The following is a 16,275-nucleotide window of genomic DNA, read 5'->3' as shown; positions in this document are numbered from 1 at the left end:
GATTAATTTCTTTTTTTTATTAAATTAATAGGGTTGAGATTTCATTTTTTTTCTTTCATGATAAAATCCTAAATTTGCAAAATGTTGAGAAATAGAAAGAGTCAGAAAATTTTAGCATCGCTTTTTACCGCGGTCTATCTTTTCGTTGCTTTATTTTCCCAAAGTTTTCACGACCATGGAAGTGGTGAAGTATTCAAGGATTTTCATTTTACCAAAATTGAGAAGACTTTTACAAAATCTTCTTCTGCTGCTCATTATTCTGATTGTTTGTCCTGTCATATTTTGCATGAGGGAAAATATCTCACACCGCAAAACTTTTTCTTTTCAGCAATTTCGATTGAAGATTCTTGCTTAGAAATCTTCACCGCAGAACGAACTTTCAGTCCGCTCGCACTCTTTAATTTCAGGTTACGCGGTCCGCCGTCTTTCATTTAAAAACAGTTTTTTTTTTCGAAATGAATAGTAAGGAATTGATTTTCAGTTTTTTATTGTTCGTCTTTTTTATTATTAAACTCAATTTAAATGAAATTTACTTTAAATATCATCGCAATCTTTTTTGGATTGTTATTTATAAACGCACAGACAAATTTTACAGTTAAAGGCAAAGTGGTTGATTATCACGATAAAACGTCTTTAAAAAACGCTACAGTTACCATTGGTAAACTATCTCAAGTTTCAGATGACAACGGAAATTTTACTTTTAAAACTGTACAAAAAGGAAAATATACGTTGATCGTAAATCATCCAGGCTGTAATCCTTTTACTGAAGGACTTACGGTAAATAAAGATATGGAGCTGACGATTCAGCTCGAACACCATATTGCCGATATCGAAACCATTACCCTTCACGCAACACACAAAAATGCGAATTCCTTAATCGTGAAAACTTTAGACAGAACCGAAATCGACCGCAACTCTACGGAGAATTTGGGAAATATCCTGTCCGGCATTTCCGGAGTTGGCGCTTTGAAAACAGGGAATAATATCGCCAAACCAATTATCCACGGGCTTTACGGAAGCCGGGTTCCGATTATTAATAACGGCGTAAAAATGGCAGAGCAGGAATGGGGCGTTGAGCATGCACCGAATATCGACGTGAATCAATTTGATCATGTCGACGTAATCAAAGGTGCTTCTGCATTAAAATACGGAAGCGACGCCATCGGCGGGGTGGTTGTTTTGGAACCGGCCGTTTACAAAAGAAAAGACACCATTCAGGGAAGCGCAAATCTTTCAGGAATTTCTAACGGGCGGGGAATCGGTGTTGCAGTTAATTTATTGAAAACCTGGGAAAACGGTTGGGCAGTAAAGTCCACCGGCGGTTTTAAGAAATTAGGTGATTTGAAAACTCCCGGTTATTATTTAATGAATACGGGACTTCAGAATAATTCATTCAGTCTTACGGTGCAAAAGAACTCTTTTTTACAGGGAATTTCTTTTGATTACAGTATTACCAATCAGGAAATCGGGATTTACCGTGGATCTGATTTGGGGAATTTAGAAGATTTTTATAAAGCATTGACGACCGATATTCCTATTTATCAGAGAGATTTTTCTTACGCGATTGATAATCCGAAACAGAATGTTCAGCATCATATCGCTAAGATTTCTGCCTTTAAAAGATTTGAAAATTTAGGTAAAGTTTCTGTGGATTATAACTTTCAATACAATCATCGAAAGGAATATGATGTGAGACGTGGTGAGTTGGCGCAAATTCCATCACTGGATTTGGAATTGTTTACGAATCAATTTAATATTAATGACTTTATCGAGCGACAGCACTGGAGTTTAGAAACCGGCATCGATTTGAAATACCAGTTCAATTATTCCACGCCGGAAACGCAGGCAAGAAGACTGGTTCCGAATTATGATCAGTATGCAGGCGGCGTTTATTCCGTTTTTAAATATAAGTTGACGCCGAAATTGAATGCAGAAGTAGGTGTGCGATATGATGTGACCAAATATGAAGTCAAAAAATGGTATGATCTCAGCAATTGGGAAAACCTGTATGCAGATACTTTTCCTCAGTTTTATGTGAAGACCGATGGAAATCGTGTTTTTACCAAACCGAATTTAACTTACAAAAACTTATCTTTTAATGCAGGTTTGGATTATCAGCCTTCAAAGAATTTTGATGTGAAACTGAATTATGCGAAAGTAGGACGAACCCCGAATATTGCTGAACTTTTTGCTGATGGATTGCATCATTCCGCTGCGATTATCGAGGTAGGAAATATGGGAATGAAAAATGAAGACGGAAACCAATTTAATTTAAATATCAACGGCAAATTGAATATTCTCGATGGTTTAAGAGTTACCGTAAATCCCTATTTATTTATCACCAAGAACTTTATTACCGAGATTCCAACGGGGATTCAGAATACGATCCGTGGTGTTTTTCCGGTGTGGTCTTACCAGCAGATCAATGCGAAAATGTATGGTTTGGATGTCGATGCACAGTTGAAATTGAATGATCATTTTGAATATCACGGGAATTTTTCATACATCAATGGTGAAGATCAGACGAACGGTCAGCCTTTAATAATGATGGTTCCAACGAATTTTGTCAACAGTTTAGAATTCAAAAATGAGGAATGGAAAAATTTCTATTTCAAAGTTCAGCAACAGACTTTTTTGCATCAGAACAGATTTCCGGTTTATAATCCAACCATCCATATTTTCGAAAACGGAATTGAGGTTGAAAAAACTTTGGATCTTTCTACGCCGCCACCGACTTATACTTTGTGGAGCGTGCAAACCGGTTTCGATTTTAACAAACATTTTTCGGCAGGTTTAAATGTGACCAATCTTTTCGATACCAATTACAAAGATTACCTGAACAGAATGCGTTATTTCTCTTACGAAATGGGCAGAAATATTATTTTCAATGTTAAATACAACTTCTAAAATTCTTTAAAATGAAATCATTAATTAAAATAAAATATACCGCATTTTTATTAATTCTTATGCTGTCGTTAAGCTGCAGCCGGGCCGATGAAGATGATGACGTTCTTTCCCAGGAAGATATTTCAAATATTATTCTCAATGTAAAAGACGACGCAACCGGAATTACAACTACTTATAATTATACCGTAAATTCTACTACAAATCCCGATATTAAATTAACAGACGGTAAAACTTATACCGTAAATGCAGTGTTTCTTAATGGAAATGAAGATGAAACAGAAAGCATTATCGAAGCAAAAGATGAACATTTTCTATTGTTCGATTTTCAAAATTCAAATATTAATTTAGAAAGAATCGATGGTGAATCTTCTACTAATAGTGACGGAATTAAAATTGGGTTGAAAACAAAATGGACCGTTGTAAAAGCGAAAAACGGAGTGAATCCGCAATTGGTTGTAACTTTGGTTCACGATGCTGTATCGGTTAGCGCTGGCCAACCCGGAAGCGAATTCGGTTCTGTAACCGGTGGCGAAACCGATGCGATGGCAACTTATTCCATTTCAAACTAAAAGACTTTTAATCAAAATGAACACAGGAATATTTTCATCTTTTAGGAATGGGCGATAAGATGGAAATTTTTCCTTTTAATTAATCAAAAAAAAATTCCTATTTTTGCAACCTAAATTTTCAATACATTAAAATGAACGTTACAGCGACCAACCACGATGAAGTAAGTGCGTTACTTACAGTTACATTAGATAAGTCAGATTATAAAGATAAAGTTGAAAAACAATTGCACAACTACGCAAAAAATGCACAAGTTCCTGGATTCAGAAAAGGGAAAGTGCCATTGAGCATGGTGAGAAAGCAATATGAAGCGGGAATCGCTTTTGAAGAAATCAACAAACAGGTTTCAGAAGCGCTGAACAATTATATTGCTGATAACAAATTGCGATTGGTAGGTCAGCCGGTTCCACAACCAGTTGATGAATTGAATCACAATGCAGAGCAACTTTCAGTTGGTTTTGAAGTGGGTTACGAACCAGAATTTGCTATTGATCTGGCAAAATACGAAGCTCCTCATTTTAAAGTAGAAGCTTCTGAAAAAGAAATCGGTCAGAGCATCGAAAACATGCAGAAACGTTTCGCTGAGCAAGTTCCTCAGGAGGAAATCGCTGACGATTCTACTGTTGCTTTAGAAATCAGCCAGGTGATTGAAGAAGGTGCAGAAGGTGAACACCACCACGCGCCTAAAAACATTACCATTGATGCTACGAAAAAAGCAGCTTTCGAATTGGTAAAAGCTTTGAAAAAAGACGAATCAGTAAAAGTTTCTAAAGCAGATTTAGAGAAAAACGAAGAATTAGCGAAAGAATTAAGTTTCAGCAAAGAAGAAGTTGAGCATTTACACCACGACCAAATCGAGGTTAAAGTAAAAGATTTCTTCGGATTAAACTTAGCAGAATTAAATCAGGATTTATTCGACAAAGTTTACGGTGAAGGTACCATCAAGTCTGAAGAAGAATTGAAAGATAAAGTAAAAGCTGAATTGGATGAATATTTCCAACAAAATGCGGATGTTCATTTCGTCAATAAAATTTTAGCGCAGATCAACGAAAAAGAAGAAGTAAAACTTCCTGAAACTTTCTTGGTTAAATGGTTAATGTTCAGCAATGCGAATGTAACTTCTGAAGACCAGGCGAGAGAAATCCTGGAAGCTGAAAAAAATCAGTTGAAATATCAAATCCTGGAAGGGAAACTGATGACTGACAACGAGATTACTCTGGACTACGCAGATATTTTGGGACAGGCTGAACAATTGGTTCGTAATCAGTTAGCGATGTACGGAATTCACCATTTACCGGATGAAGAAGTACAGAAATATGCTGCTGATATGTTGAAAGATCAGGAGCAGGTCCGCCAGATTTCTTCTGAAGTTGGAATGGCGAAACTGAAAGATGTTATCTTAGAAAAAACAACTAAAAAAGCAACCAAAATTTCTCACGATGAGTTTTTGGAAGAATTGAAAAAGTAATTTTTGCTTTATAAATATAAAATCCGTCCCGTTAATTCGGGCCGGATTTTTTTTATGTTTAAATGTAAACGGATCGAATTTAATAACTGAATGATTCTACAATCTTATTGTTGATGAGGTAAGTTTCCAGTTCTTCAATTTGTTGGTTGTTGATATGAAGATCCATGGTAATGAAGAGAGAATCGCCATGTTTTTCCAAAGCAATTTCGTAAGCGATTTTTGATAACTTTTTGATTTCGCGGATGATCGGTTTTTTTTGACTGATGGCCTGTACCGGAATTTTAAATTTCAAAATCTTATTGTGATGGTAAGAAACAAAACTTCTGGTGAAAGTTTTTGCAACATAGATGACGATTAAGGCACTTATCAGAAAAGTGAAGGCTATAAATATTTCGCCAAAACCTATCGACATTCCGATGGCTGCTGCAATCCAAATAATTCCCGCAGTCGTTAAACCGTACACACTAAATCCTTCTTTAAAAATAACGCCTGCTCCCAGAAAACCAATTCCACTCACAATATAGCTGGCAATCCTTGTGGGATCACCGCTTCCTGCCATTTTATACGAAAGAATAGAGAATAGTGTTGAACCCAGGCAAATGATGGTGATCGTTTTTAAGCCCGCGGATTTGTCTTTCATTTCGCGTTCTAATCCCAGGATTAATCCGGCAACTAATGAAATGACTGCTTTATAAATATCTAAAAGTTCAAAATGTTCTGACATTTTTATTTAAAGGTATTAATTTTCTACGAACCGTATTCAATTTTCCATTCATCCGCAGCGTCGCATAAGGTTTTATAAAATTCTTCGCCATATTTTCTGATGAGCGGTGTTTTTACAAATTTATAAATGGGAACTTTTAATTCTTTTCCTAGGGCACAGGCATCGCTGCAGATTTCCCATTTGTGATAATTCAGTGCGGTGAAAGTTCTGTATTCATCCACACGAATAGGATAGAGGTGACAGGAAATCGGTTTCTGCCAGTCGACAGCGCCGTCTTCGTAGGCTTTTTCAATCCCACATTTTGTAATCCCTTTATCGTCAAAAATCACGTAAGCGCATTCTTTTCCTTCAACCATCGGCGTTACATAATCATTATCGCTCGGATCGAGAACCCAGGTTCCCTGCTTTTCAATCGCTTCTACGCCTTCGGGTCTGAGATAGGGCTTTACCTGATCGAAAATCCTTTCGAGGATCAATGTTTCGCTTTTATCCAAAGGTGCTCCTACATCGCCTTCTACGCAGCAGGCGCCTTTGCATTTGCTGAGGTTGCATACAAATTCTTCAGAAAAGATATCTTCAGAAATTAATTTATCGTCAATTTGAATCATGATGTTGTATTAAAAGAAATTAAAATAAGTAGAGAGTTTAAAAATAAGCAGTGAAATGATAATGACCCATAAACTGACTTCCTGAATCCAGTATTTTTTAGAGAAACGGAGCATCCTGCTTAAAATAATGGAAGCTGGCAACGCCAGTAAAAGCAAATATTCAAATGTTTTTCCCATATAAAGGAAAATGGTAATCAGTTGGGCTAAAGAAAATACCAGTAAAAAAGTATATTTGAATCTGCTGTTCGGACTTTTTTTATTGAAGTTTCTGAAATGATCCATTACCGCATGAATGAGTAAAATAGCCACGGGCGTTAACCATAAAAGATGATCAAAATGGGATTGTATTTTAAATCCGGTAAATGGAAAGTAGGCCAGATTCCAGGAATTCATGCCCAGGAAATAGGCAATCCCAAAATAAGAAAGTGCCACCAGCAACATCCCAAAAAACAACCGGAAAATGTGCAGCCCAATGCGGTCGGAAGTGGCGATGATATGGAAGATCACGAAAATCGACATCGGCCACGTGGTAGGAAGAAAGATAAAATTGAGTGCCAGAATCGATCCCACCAAAATATAAGAGAAATTGCGGACAGAAATATTATCATTCGTTAACAGCAAAAGAATAATCGAATTGGTGAACAGCGAAACAGCAATTCCGATATCTAAATCCCCAGGATATAAGGCGAAAATAAAGACGGTATATAAAAAAAGGGGCAGATGGGTTTGATAATTCAGCGCAACAGCGTTAAAACAAAAGTATCCCAAAGCAACGCCTCCAAAAGTTATTACGGCTGAAATGATTTCTAAAGTGTTGAAGTCCAGTATATTGAAGCTAATTACTATTAAAAGAAGAATCCCAATATAAACGGGAACCGAAAAAATATTGCTTTCTTTTGAAAGTAATCGAAACATTTTTTATAAATTTGTGCAAAGTTAATTTAAAAAAGGAAAATAATGACGTCTTTCTTCTTATTCTTAAGCAGTGTATTCAAATGGTCTTTCGGTTTTTTTGATTTCGCAGGAAATGTAATAAACTGGATTTTATTCTTGGTTGCATCTGCCATATTTACTTATTGGTGCTATGTTTTGGTTGCAAAATTGGGTGGCGATAAGGATAAAGAGTATTTCTCACCAACAGAAGGAAACCATCCTTACTACGACCCGAAAATTTATAAAAAAGAAAGTAAATAATTGATATCCCATTTACAATAAAAATCCCGAAATTTTTAGTTTCGGGATTTCTGTTTTTTATTAGTGAATCGGAATTACCAATACCGGAATCGGTGAACGTCTGGTTAATTCTTTGGTTAAACTTCCTACAAAAACGTCGTACATATTGCTTCTTCCGTGCGAACCCATTACGATATATCCTGCCCTTTTATCTTTTGCATATTCCAGAATAATATCGCCTGCTACACCTTGTTTTAGCAAGTGTTCACAATCGATACCCTGTGCGATAATACGTTGTTCAATTGTATTTAGCTGAAGCAGTTCCTGCTTGATCTCATTTTGCTCCACTTCGGGGAAATATTGAAATCCCATATCACCAATCGCAAAACCGATATCCGAGGGTGCCACGTGAATCAGGTATATTTTCCCGCTGGTTTCTTTTGCGAATTTCACAGCGCCTTCGACTAATTTATCGGTTGCTTCTGAAAAATCGACTGGTAGAATAATGTTTATCATGATCTTAAATTTTGTTCATTAAAGTTACAATTATTTACTGACACCGTCAAAAACTAAGTTACTGGATTCGCAAATCAAAAACTTTCCGGTCTTCCAGAAACGCTTCCAGTATATCGTTTTCCGAAACTTTGCCCACTCCTTTTGGCGTTCCCGTGAAAATTAAATCGCCCACTCTTAACGTAAAATATTGGGAAACAAATGCGATGATTTTTTCCGGGGAGAAAATCATCATTGAAGTATTTCCGTCCTGAACTTTTTCTTTATTTTTATTTAAAGAAAAGTTTAAGTTAGTGAGGTCAAAATTTTCTTTTTTATAAAAATCAGAGAGAACGGCGCTGCCATCAAAACCTTTTGCCAGTTCCCACGGAAGTCCTTTTGCTTTGAGCTGACTTTGTAAATCTCTCGCCGTAAAATCGATTCCTAAACCGATTTCGTCATAATGTTTACCGGCATTTTCTTCCTGAATATATTTTCCGCCTTTTGATAATTTCAGTACGACTTCCAGTTCGTAATGAATGTCATTCGAGAATTCAGGAATATAAAAGGCGCTGCCTTTTTTTAAAACCGCCGTATCCGGTTTCATAAAGATAACAGGATTTTCCGGTATTTCATTTCCCAGTTCCTGTGCGTGTTCTGCGTAATTTCTGCCGATGCAAATGATTTTCATGCTGAGTTGTTTTTCTTGTTTGTAACAGGATTTTTTTAACAATAAAAGAAGTGAAAGTGCTATTCTAATTCATTATTTAAAAAAAAATTATTGAAATAGATTTTATTTTTTGAAGCCTTTTGAAAATTTTATTTTCACATTTTGTCTTTGGTCACTTTTGCGGTAAATACTTTTTTTAAAATTTTGATCTCAACTGAATTCCTGTCAGAACTTTCTTGGTGTATAAAGGGAAATCAGCATTCTGGATCCAGCCGTAATAGCCCAGATCCTTTTGAAAAACTTCTTTCACTCTTTGGCCTTTGTATTTTCCGAAAGTGAAAACTTCTTTTTCCTCTTTGTCAAAAGCGATAAAACCTGCCAAATCAGCAAATTTATGATGAGAAGAAATCTCACTTAATCCAGCAATGTCATTTGGTAAATCGTCGTAATGGCCGACCTGCGCGTCTATCACTTCGAAAGTTGCCAAAACATCAGCTTCCGCGGAATGCGCGTTGATCAGTTCTTTTTTGCAGTAAAACTGATATGCGGCCGTCAGGTTTCTCGGTTCCATTTTATGAAAAATAGTTTGTGCGTCGATCAGCTTGAATTTACTCAAATCGAAATCTAAACCGGCACGCAGCAATTCTTCAGCAAGAAGCGGAACATCAAACCGGTTAGAATTAAATCCTCCCAAATCTGAGCCCGAAATCATCTCCATTATTTTGGAAGCAATTTCTTTGAAGGTTGGCGCATCTTTCACTCTTTCATCGGTAATTCCGTGGATTGCAGAAGATTCTGCCGGTATCGCCATTTCTGGATTTACCAACCAGGTTTTGCTTTCCCTGGAAGCATCAGGATTGACTTTTAAAATACAGATTTCTACGATCCGGTCTTTTGCAACCTGAGTTCCCGTAGTTTCTAAATCAAATACACAAAGTGGTTTATGGAGTTTTAAATTCATTTTTTTATTTTAATAATGATCAATCGTGACTTGTCCGACTGAATTAAATTTTGTGAAGTAAAATTATTGAAAGTATCTTTTATGCTTTCAACTGTTTTTGAAAAATCACCGATATCAATATATAATACAGCATTGCCAATGGGATTCCGACCGTTTTAAACAGGATTAAAAGAACCAAGACGCCAATTACCAGCGCAACTTTCGGATAATTATCTTGCAGCTTCATCGATTTGAATTTCAGCGAGATCATTTTTATCGGGCTGACTAAAAGCCAGGATAGAATAATGGTGATTGCAATTAAATAAGCAGGGTTTTCAAAAATCGCTTTAAAACTTTCGTTTTCTAAATAAGCGTAGTATAAGCCGAAAATTAAAATGGTGTTCGATGGCGTATTCAAACCTTTGAAATAATAAGTTTGCTCATCATCCAGATTGAAAATCGCCAGTCTTAAACAGGAAAATAAAGTAACAAAAAGTCCCAGATATTTTATTTCAAAGGGAAGTTCCATTCCGAACAATTGATGGCCAAATGGCTCAAGGGCTTTGAACATAACGATTCCCGGCAATAATCCGAAACTCACCATGTCGGCCAGTGAATCTAACTGAACGCCAAGTTCAGAATTCGATTTCATGGCTCTGGCGATAAATCCGTCGAAGAAATCTAAAATTAAGGAAAGGATAATGCAGATTGCAGTGGTTTGATAATCACCATTAATTAAGTGGATTACGCCAACACTGCCGGAAAATAAGTTGGCTAGCGTAACAGCATTCGCCAGATTGTTCTTGATAAAATTCATTTTTAAGTTCAGTTTTTTAAGGTCCGAGGAAACATCTTTAAATGCCGAAGTCTGCTGGAGCTACTTTTACCCCGATGTTTCGTAAGCACAAAAGTAAGGTTTTTATTAAAATTAATTTTCAGCGTTTTTAGAATTGAATTTTGAATGATTTGAAATTCTAAATATTGTAAATTTGCAGCATTAATTTGAACAAGTTTTAATGAAAGAAATTAGATTTCAAGAAATTTCCGCCTTACTCTACCGTATCGTACTCGCCTTTTTTTTCTATCAGATTGCACGGCTGCTCTTTTGGTTTTTTAATAAAAATTTGATTCCCGTTGACAGTATTTCAGAATATCTGAATTTGGCTTATCGCGGAATTGCCTTCGATACCACGGCGATTCTCTATGTGAATTCGCTGTTCATCCTTTTGAGTCTTATTCCCGTTATCATTAATACCCAAAAAACGTATCACAAATTTTTGTTTTATCTTTATTTCATTACCAACGGGATTTCCTACGGCATGAATTTCGGCGATTTCGTTTATTTTAAATTTTCTCAGGCACGGTTGACAACTGCCGCCATGAATGTTGCACAGCATGAAAGCAATATTGGCAAGGTTTTTTTAGTGTCGGTTGCTGAACATCCGTTTGTACTGGTATGGTTTGTGATTTTAATGGCTCTCTGGATTTTCCTGTACAAAAAGGTGAAAGTTTCGCCGAGAAAACCATTAAAATTAGTTCCTTATTTTATTTTTTCTGTACTCACGCTTTGTTTAACTGCTCTGCTCGTGGTAGGTGGGATTCGTGGTGATTTCAAGCATTCGACGCGGCCGATTAATTTGGTGGATGCCAACCGGCACGTTACCAAACCCGCTCAGGCGAATGTCGTTCTGAACAGTGTTTTTTCTTTTTTCAGAACGATGAATACCAACAGTTTTCAGGAAGTTCATTTTGTGAATGAAAAGTTTATTGATGAAAACATTCATGCTGATAAATTGTACCAGAGGCAAGGAGTTGAACCCAAACCGAATGTGGTTATTTTCATCCTCGAAAGTTTTGGAAAAGAATATTCGGGCGCTTTTAATAAAGATACGAAGATCAAAAATTTTGTTTCGTACACGCCGTTTTTCGACAGTTTAGCCACGCAAAGTTTAATCGCGACCAACGCTTTTGCCAATGGGCGACAGTCCATCCATGGAATGAGTTCTGTATTGGCCGGAATCCCGAGTTTGAAAGATGCGTTTACCAGTTCACCTTATTCGAATCAGAAAATTCAGTCTATTGTTTCGGTTTCGAATGATATGGGTTATGATACTTCGTTCTTTCATGGCGCGCCAAACGGGTCGATGGGCTTTTTGGGTTTCGGCAATATTTTGGGTTTCAAACATTACTACGGAAAAACAGAATATAACAATGATGCGGATTTCGACGGAATGTGGGGGATTTGGGACGAACCGTTTTTTCAGTATTTCGCGAAAACTTTAGACAGGAAGAAAAGTCCTTTTATGGCAACTTTGTTTTCGGTTTCATCACATCATCCTTTTAAGGTTCCGGAAAAGTATCAGGGTAAATTTAAAAAAGGACCACTCGAAATTCATGAACCGATTGGTTACACTGATTTTGCGTTAAAGCAATTTTTCAAAACCGCAGAGAAAATGCCTTGGTTCAACAATACGATTTTTGTTTTTGTAGCCGATCACACCAATCAGGTTGCCTATCCGGAATATGAAAAATCAATGAACCGGTTTTCAATTCCCATTCTGTTTTATTCTCCCAATCCAAAATATCAGTTGAAAGGAGAAATTACAGAACCTGCACAACAAATTGATATTTATCCAACTTTAGCTGATTTAATGGGTTACAACAAAAAAATAAGAAGTTGGGGAAGAAGTCTGGTGTCGGATAAAAAGGAAGATTACATGGTGATCAATTCTGATTCTATTAATGAGCAGTTCATGATTGGGAACTATATTTATTTGTTTAACGGGAAAGAAGTGACCGGGATTTATAATATCTCTGATAAAGGTTTGGAGCAAAATCTCATTAACAAAGTGAAAAACCCGGAAACAGAAAAAGGCATTCTTTTGAGCAAAGCCTGGTATCAGGATTATATGAACCGGGTAATCAACAGAAAATTGAATTAATTACAAAACTTTTAATAAAACATTGTGTAATTATTAGTATTTTGGCAGTACTTTTGACTACTATGATATAAATAGTTAAAAATTTGTGGTTTCACTATTTTTAATTACTTTTATCCAACTAAAAATTAAAATAATTTTAAAATGAAAAAAATACTTTTCAGTTTTGTTGCCTTATTATTCGCAACACTATCTTACGCCCAAATCGAAGGAAAATGGAAGACCATTGACGATGAAACGGGACAGGCGAAATCCATCGTAGAGATTTTCAAAAAATCCGATGGTAAATATTATGGGAAAGTGACTCAACTGCTCATTAAACCCGAACATGCAAACTGTATCGACTGTAAAGATGACAGAAAAAATCAACCCATCCTGGGAATGGAAGTGATCAGAGGCATGAAAAAAGAGGGTAAAGAGTTTACCGGCGGAACAATTACAGATCCTAAAACAGGAAAAACATACAAATGTAACATCACCCGTGATGGTGACAAACTGAATGTAAGAGGTTATGTAGGATTCTCATTAATCGGAAGAACGCAGATCTGGCACGCAGTAAAATAGTTTTCTAAAAATAAACTTGATAAAAAGCATCTTTTCTGAGATGCTTTTTTAATATCAGCATGTACGGTAATTCGCGAAAAAATCTTTACTTTTGTACTTTAATTTTTTAATAAATCATGAAGGAATATACTTTTAGAGAAGTGATTGCACAGGCAATGAGTGAAGAAATGCGAAAAGATGAATCCATTTTCCTGATGGGTGAAGAAGTCGCAGAATACAACGGTGCTTACAAAGCTTCTAAAGGAATGCTTGACGAATTCGGCGCTAAAAGAGTAATTGATACTCCAATTGCAGAACTCGGATTTACCGGGATTGCCATCGGAGCAGCCATGAACGGAAACAGGCCCATTGTAGAATATATGACTTTCAACTTCTCATTGGTAGGAATTGATCAGATTATAAATAATGCAGCGAAAATCCGTCAGATGAGTGGAGGGCAGTGGAATTGCCCAATCGTTTTCCGTGGTCCGACTGGTTCGGCAGGTCAATTGGGAGCAACGCATTCTCAGGCTTTGGAATCTTGGTTTGCAAATACTCCAGGCTTAAAAGTAGTTGTACCTTCCAATCCTTACGATGCAAAAGGTTTATTGAAAACCGCAATTCAGGATAATGATCCGGTAATTTTCATGGAGTCTGAACAGATGTATGGCGACAAAATGGAAATCCCAGAAGAAGAATATTACATCCCAATCGGAAAAGCAGATATTAAAAAAGAAGGTAAAGATGTCACTTTGGTTTCTTTCGGTAAAATTATGAAGATGGCGATTCAGGCCGCTGAGGATTTAGAAAAAGAAGGAATCTCTGTAGAAGTAATTGATTTAAGAACGGTTCGTCCATTAGATTATGACACTATTTTAGAGTCGGTAAAGAAAACCAACAGACTGGTTATTTTAGAAGAAGCTTGGCCTCTGGGTTCCATTGCAACGGAGATTACGTATATGGTTCAGCAAAAAGCATTTGATTATTTAGATGCGCCGATTAAGAGAATTACCACACCGGATGCTCCTGCACCGTACTCAGCGCCACTTTTCGCTGAATGGTTCCCGAAATTGGAAAAAGTAAAAGAAGAAATTAAAAATGCTTTATATATTAAAGCGTAATAGATAAAAACTCTCGAAAGAGAGTTTTTTCATTTATAAAAAGTTATAGAAAACAACTTTTATTAATTTACCTTTGACGAAATTTTTCGCAGTCTATGTCACAAGATACTTTATCTCATTTTGATACAAAAAAACTTACCGCAGTAGGAGTTTTGGTTTCCCTCGGAATAGTTTTCGGCGATATCGGAACTTCACCGCTGTATGTTATGAAGGCGATCGTAAATGCCCGTCATGGTACCGGGAATTTGCCGTTCGATGAATATATCGAGGGAGCACTTTCCTGCATCATCTGGACGCTGACGATGCAAACCACTTTTAAGTACGTGATTATTGCATTGCGTGCTGATAATAAGGGAGAAGGTGGTATTTTATCTCTGTACTCGCTGGTCAAGAAGCTTAAGAAAAAATGGCTGTATGTCATCGCTATTATCGGTGCTTCAACTTTGGTAGCAGACAGTATAATTACCCCCTCATTAACGGTAATGTCTGCTGTGGAAGGGTTGAAGATATTTTCGCCTCATACTCCGGTTGTGGCGATTACGCTGGTTATTCTGGCCTTTGTCTTTATTGTGCAACAATTTGGTACGGCTTCCATCGGTAAGTTTTTTGGTCCGGTGATGGTTGTTTGGTTCTTGGTTTTAGGGATATTTGGTTCAGTTCATTTATTTGATCATCTCGAAATTTTGAAAGCATTTAATCCTTATTACGCTTATAATTTAATAAAGCATTCACCCAGTGCGATTGTGATTATGGGAGCGGTATTTCTTTGTACGACAGGAGCGGAAGCTTTGTATTCTGATTTAGGACATTGCGGCAAACAAAATATCCGGGTGAGCTGGATTTTTGTAAAGACCATGTTGGTTTTAAATTATTTGGGTCAAGGTGCCTGGTTATTAGATAATCCGGAATCTGTTTCGCAGGGAATCAATCCGATTTTTGGAATTATGCCCGAATGGGCGATTTTACCAGGGGTGATTTTAGCAACAGCTGCTGCAATTATCGCAAGTCAATCTGTGATTACGGGTTCTTTTACCATGTTTTCAGAAGCGATGTCGGTGATGTTTTGGCCGAATCAGCAAATCGATTATCCATCCGGTATTAAAGGTCAAATGTATATTCCCAAAATCAATTGGGGGTTGATGTTTCTTTGCTTCATCGTGGTTATTTATTTCCAAAAGTCAGAAGCGATGGAAGCTGCTTATGGTTTAACCATTACGATTACGATGTTGATGACCACTACCTTACTGTTTTTCTGGCTCAGCAGATCCAGAGTTACGAAGGTATTCGCAATCGGTTTTTTAGCCGTCTATCTTTGCATCGAATTGGGTTTCTTTTATGCCAATGTTATTAAGTTTTTCGACGGCGGGTGGCTGACGGTGGTTTTAGGTGGATTTATAGCCGTTTGCATGTACGCATGGTATAACGGAAGACTCATTAAAGCAAAGTTTATCAAATTTGTAAAACTCGATAAATATGTGCCGGTAATAAAAGAAATGAAACTTGATGAAACCATCCCGAAATACGCAACCAATCTCGCTTTCCTAAGCCGTGCAAAAAGACAGGATGAGGTAGAAGCCAAGATTATTTATTCTATTTTGCGGAAGCAACCTAAAAGAGCAGACCATTATTTCATCCTCAATATTGCCAATCAGGAAGATCCATATACTTTTAAATATACCATTGATGAAATTATGCCCGGTACGATTTTCCGGATCAATTTCATGCTCGGTTTTAAAATTGACCGCCGAATCAATGATTATTTCGACCAGGTCTTAGAAGACATGATGGAAGAGGGAAGTATTCCCGCACGAAGCAGTCACCCTTCACTTCGCCATTATAATATTCCACCTGATCTCAAATATGTGATTATTGATAATACTTACATCAATGATGCTTTGTTGACTGTCAAAGAAAAAATCACACTCAATATTTACAATTTTGTAAAATATATCGGCAGTGATGACTTTAAAGCCTGGGGAGTTTCTGCCCATAATGTAGTGGTAGAGTCGGCGCCTTTACTGGATCAAAAAATTATCACCAATAAAATTAAGCAGGTAAGTTTCCATAGATACGATTCCTAAGATGACATTCAGGGAAGAAATGAAGGTGAACCGGAGTTAATA

At 36.8% G+C, this 16,275-nt stretch carries 16 protein-coding genes; 9 read left to right on the top strand and 7 right to left on the bottom strand.

The window, feature by feature from the left end:
* Positions 1–81 precede the first annotated feature (81 nt).
* The 4 genes from QF004_RS09510 to QF004_RS09495 all read left to right on the top strand — a co-directional run bounded on the left by QF004_RS09510 (position 82) and on the right by QF004_RS09495 (position 4,942).
* Positions 82–435, top strand: a complete 354-nt coding sequence (locus tag QF004_RS09510; RefSeq protein WP_133439981.1) for a hypothetical protein — start codon at positions 82–84, stop codon at positions 433–435.
* Between the two features lie 87 nt (positions 436–522).
* Positions 523–2,907: a TonB-dependent receptor domain-containing protein gene (locus tag QF004_RS09505; protein ID WP_307425508.1), complete on the top strand. Its 2,385-nt coding sequence runs from the start codon at positions 523–525 to the stop codon at positions 2,905–2,907.
* A gap of 11 nt (positions 2,908–2,918) precedes the next feature.
* Complete coding sequence (locus QF004_RS09500; RefSeq protein WP_307425506.1) at positions 2,919–3,476, top strand: hypothetical protein; 558 nt, start codon at positions 2,919–2,921, stop codon at positions 3,474–3,476.
* A gap of 131 nt (positions 3,477–3,607) precedes the next feature.
* Positions 3,608–4,942 carry a trigger factor gene (locus QF004_RS09495; protein WP_307425503.1) on the top strand — a complete coding sequence of 445 codons (1,335 nt, stop codon included), beginning with the start codon at positions 3,608–3,610 and terminating at the stop codon, positions 4,940–4,942.
* 79 nt (positions 4,943–5,021) lie between these two features.
* Here the strand turns inward: QF004_RS09495 and QF004_RS09490 are convergent, their stop codons facing one another.
* The 3 genes from QF004_RS09490 to QF004_RS09480 are packed head-to-tail and all read right to left on the bottom strand — an operon-like array spanning position 5,022 to position 7,189.
* Positions 5,022–5,666, bottom strand: a complete 645-nt coding sequence (locus QF004_RS09490) for an MgtC/SapB family protein (RefSeq protein WP_307425500.1) — start codon at positions 5,664–5,666, stop codon at positions 5,022–5,024.
* 23 nt (positions 5,667–5,689) lie between these two features.
* On the bottom strand, positions 5,690–6,274 hold the full coding sequence (locus QF004_RS09485) for a DUF3109 family protein (protein ID WP_133439986.1): 585 nt from the start codon (positions 6,272–6,274) through the stop codon (positions 5,690–5,692).
* Between the two features lie 9 nt (positions 6,275–6,283).
* On the bottom strand, positions 6,284–7,189 hold the full coding sequence (locus tag QF004_RS09480) for a DUF6427 family protein (protein ID WP_133439987.1): 906 nt from the start codon (positions 7,187–7,189) through the stop codon (positions 6,284–6,286).
* 42 nt (positions 7,190–7,231) lie between these two features.
* Here QF004_RS09480 and QF004_RS09475 point away from each other — a divergent pair, with 42 nt between their 5' ends.
* On the top strand, positions 7,232–7,468 hold the full coding sequence (locus QF004_RS09475) for a hypothetical protein (protein ID WP_133439988.1): 237 nt from the start codon (positions 7,232–7,234) through the stop codon (positions 7,466–7,468).
* Between the two features lie 60 nt (positions 7,469–7,528).
* Here the strand turns inward: QF004_RS09475 and QF004_RS09470 are convergent, their stop codons facing one another.
* The 4 genes from QF004_RS09470 to QF004_RS09455 form a co-directional block, all read right to left on the bottom strand.
* Entirely contained in the window at positions 7,529–7,963 is a 435-nt protein-coding gene (locus QF004_RS09470) for a universal stress protein (protein WP_133439989.1), read from the bottom strand.
* Between the two features lie 58 nt (positions 7,964–8,021).
* Positions 8,022–8,630, bottom strand: coding sequence for a fumarylacetoacetate hydrolase family protein (locus QF004_RS09465; RefSeq protein ID WP_307425494.1), 609 nt, complete (start codon positions 8,628–8,630; stop codon positions 8,022–8,024).
* A gap of 175 nt (positions 8,631–8,805) precedes the next feature.
* Entirely contained in the window at positions 8,806–9,570 is a 765-nt protein-coding gene (locus QF004_RS09460; RefSeq protein ID WP_307425492.1) for a 3'-5' exonuclease, read from the bottom strand.
* Positions 9,571–9,649: 79 nt separating this feature from the next.
* Positions 9,650–10,366 (bottom strand): phosphatidylcholine/phosphatidylserine synthase, encoded by a 717-nt coding sequence (locus QF004_RS09455; protein ID WP_307425489.1) that lies wholly within the window; start codon positions 10,364–10,366, stop codon positions 9,650–9,652.
* Positions 10,367–10,565: 199 nt separating this feature from the next.
* On the opposite strand from QF004_RS09455, the gene QF004_RS09450 reads away from it, so the two are divergent.
* From QF004_RS09450 to QF004_RS09435, 4 genes are all read left to right on the top strand, one after another.
* Positions 10,566–12,491, top strand: a complete 1,926-nt coding sequence (locus QF004_RS09450) for an LTA synthase family protein (protein ID WP_307425487.1) — start codon at positions 10,566–10,568, stop codon at positions 12,489–12,491.
* A gap of 141 nt (positions 12,492–12,632) precedes the next feature.
* A complete protein-coding gene (locus QF004_RS09445) occupies positions 12,633–13,052 on the top strand; it encodes a DUF2147 domain-containing protein (protein WP_307425484.1) in 420 nt (139 codons plus the stop codon).
* 116 nt (positions 13,053–13,168) lie between these two features.
* Positions 13,169–14,152: a pyruvate dehydrogenase complex E1 component subunit beta gene (locus QF004_RS09440; RefSeq protein WP_133439995.1), complete on the top strand. Its 984-nt coding sequence runs from the start codon at positions 13,169–13,171 to the stop codon at positions 14,150–14,152.
* A gap of 95 nt (positions 14,153–14,247) precedes the next feature.
* Positions 14,248–16,233: a KUP/HAK/KT family potassium transporter gene (locus tag QF004_RS09435; protein ID WP_133439996.1), complete on the top strand. Its 1,986-nt coding sequence runs from the start codon at positions 14,248–14,250 to the stop codon at positions 16,231–16,233.
* Positions 16,234–16,275 lie beyond the last annotated feature (42 nt).

It is taken from the genome of Chryseobacterium sp. MDT2-18, from assembly GCF_030815285.1.
GTDB lineage: Bacteria > Bacteroidota > Bacteroidia > Flavobacteriales > Weeksellaceae > Kaistella > Kaistella salivictor.
This window is presented reverse-complemented; position numbering and strand designations above follow the sequence as displayed.

Bases quoted from the DNA above. Each gene is read 5' to 3' on its own strand.
- QF004_RS09490 (WP_307425500.1), bottom strand. From the start codon at position 5,666: ATGTCAGAACATTTTGAACTTTTAGATATTTATAAAGCAGTCATTTCA.
- QF004_RS09480 (WP_133439987.1), bottom strand. From the start codon at position 7,189: ATGTTTCGATTACTTTCAAAAGAAAGCAATATTTTTTCGGTTCCCGTT.
- QF004_RS09455 (WP_307425489.1), bottom strand. From the start codon at position 10,366: ATGAATTTTATCAAGAACAATCTGGCGAATGCTGTTACGCTAGCCAAC.
- QF004_RS09465 (WP_307425494.1), bottom strand. From the start codon at position 8,630: ATGAAAATCATTTGCATCGGCAGAAATTACGCAGAACACGCACAGGAA.
- QF004_RS09450 (WP_307425487.1), top strand. From the start codon at position 10,566: ATGAAAGAAATTAGATTTCAAGAAATTTCCGCCTTACTCTACCGTATC.
- QF004_RS09440 (WP_133439995.1), top strand. From the start codon at position 13,169: ATGAAGGAATATACTTTTAGAGAAGTGATTGCACAGGCAATGAGTGAA.
- QF004_RS09500 (WP_307425506.1), top strand. From the start codon at position 2,919: ATGAAATCATTAATTAAAATAAAATATACCGCATTTTTATTAATTCTT.
- QF004_RS09485 (WP_133439986.1), bottom strand. From the start codon at position 6,274: ATGATTCAAATTGACGATAAATTAATTTCTGAAGATATCTTTTCTGAA.
- QF004_RS09475 (WP_133439988.1), top strand. From the start codon at position 7,232: ATGACGTCTTTCTTCTTATTCTTAAGCAGTGTATTCAAATGGTCTTTC.
- QF004_RS09435 (WP_133439996.1), top strand. From the start codon at position 14,248: ATGTCACAAGATACTTTATCTCATTTTGATACAAAAAAACTTACCGCA.
- QF004_RS09470 (WP_133439989.1), bottom strand. From the start codon at position 7,963: ATGATAAACATTATTCTACCAGTCGATTTTTCAGAAGCAACCGATAAA.
- QF004_RS09505 (WP_307425508.1), top strand. From the start codon at position 523: ATGAAATTTACTTTAAATATCATCGCAATCTTTTTTGGATTGTTATTT.
- QF004_RS09495 (WP_307425503.1), top strand. From the start codon at position 3,608: ATGAACGTTACAGCGACCAACCACGATGAAGTAAGTGCGTTACTTACA.
- QF004_RS09460 (WP_307425492.1), bottom strand. From the start codon at position 9,570: ATGAATTTAAAACTCCATAAACCACTTTGTGTATTTGATTTAGAAACT.
- QF004_RS09445 (WP_307425484.1), top strand. From the start codon at position 12,633: ATGAAAAAAATACTTTTCAGTTTTGTTGCCTTATTATTCGCAACACTA.
- QF004_RS09510 (WP_133439981.1), top strand. From the start codon at position 82: ATGTTGAGAAATAGAAAGAGTCAGAAAATTTTAGCATCGCTTTTTACC.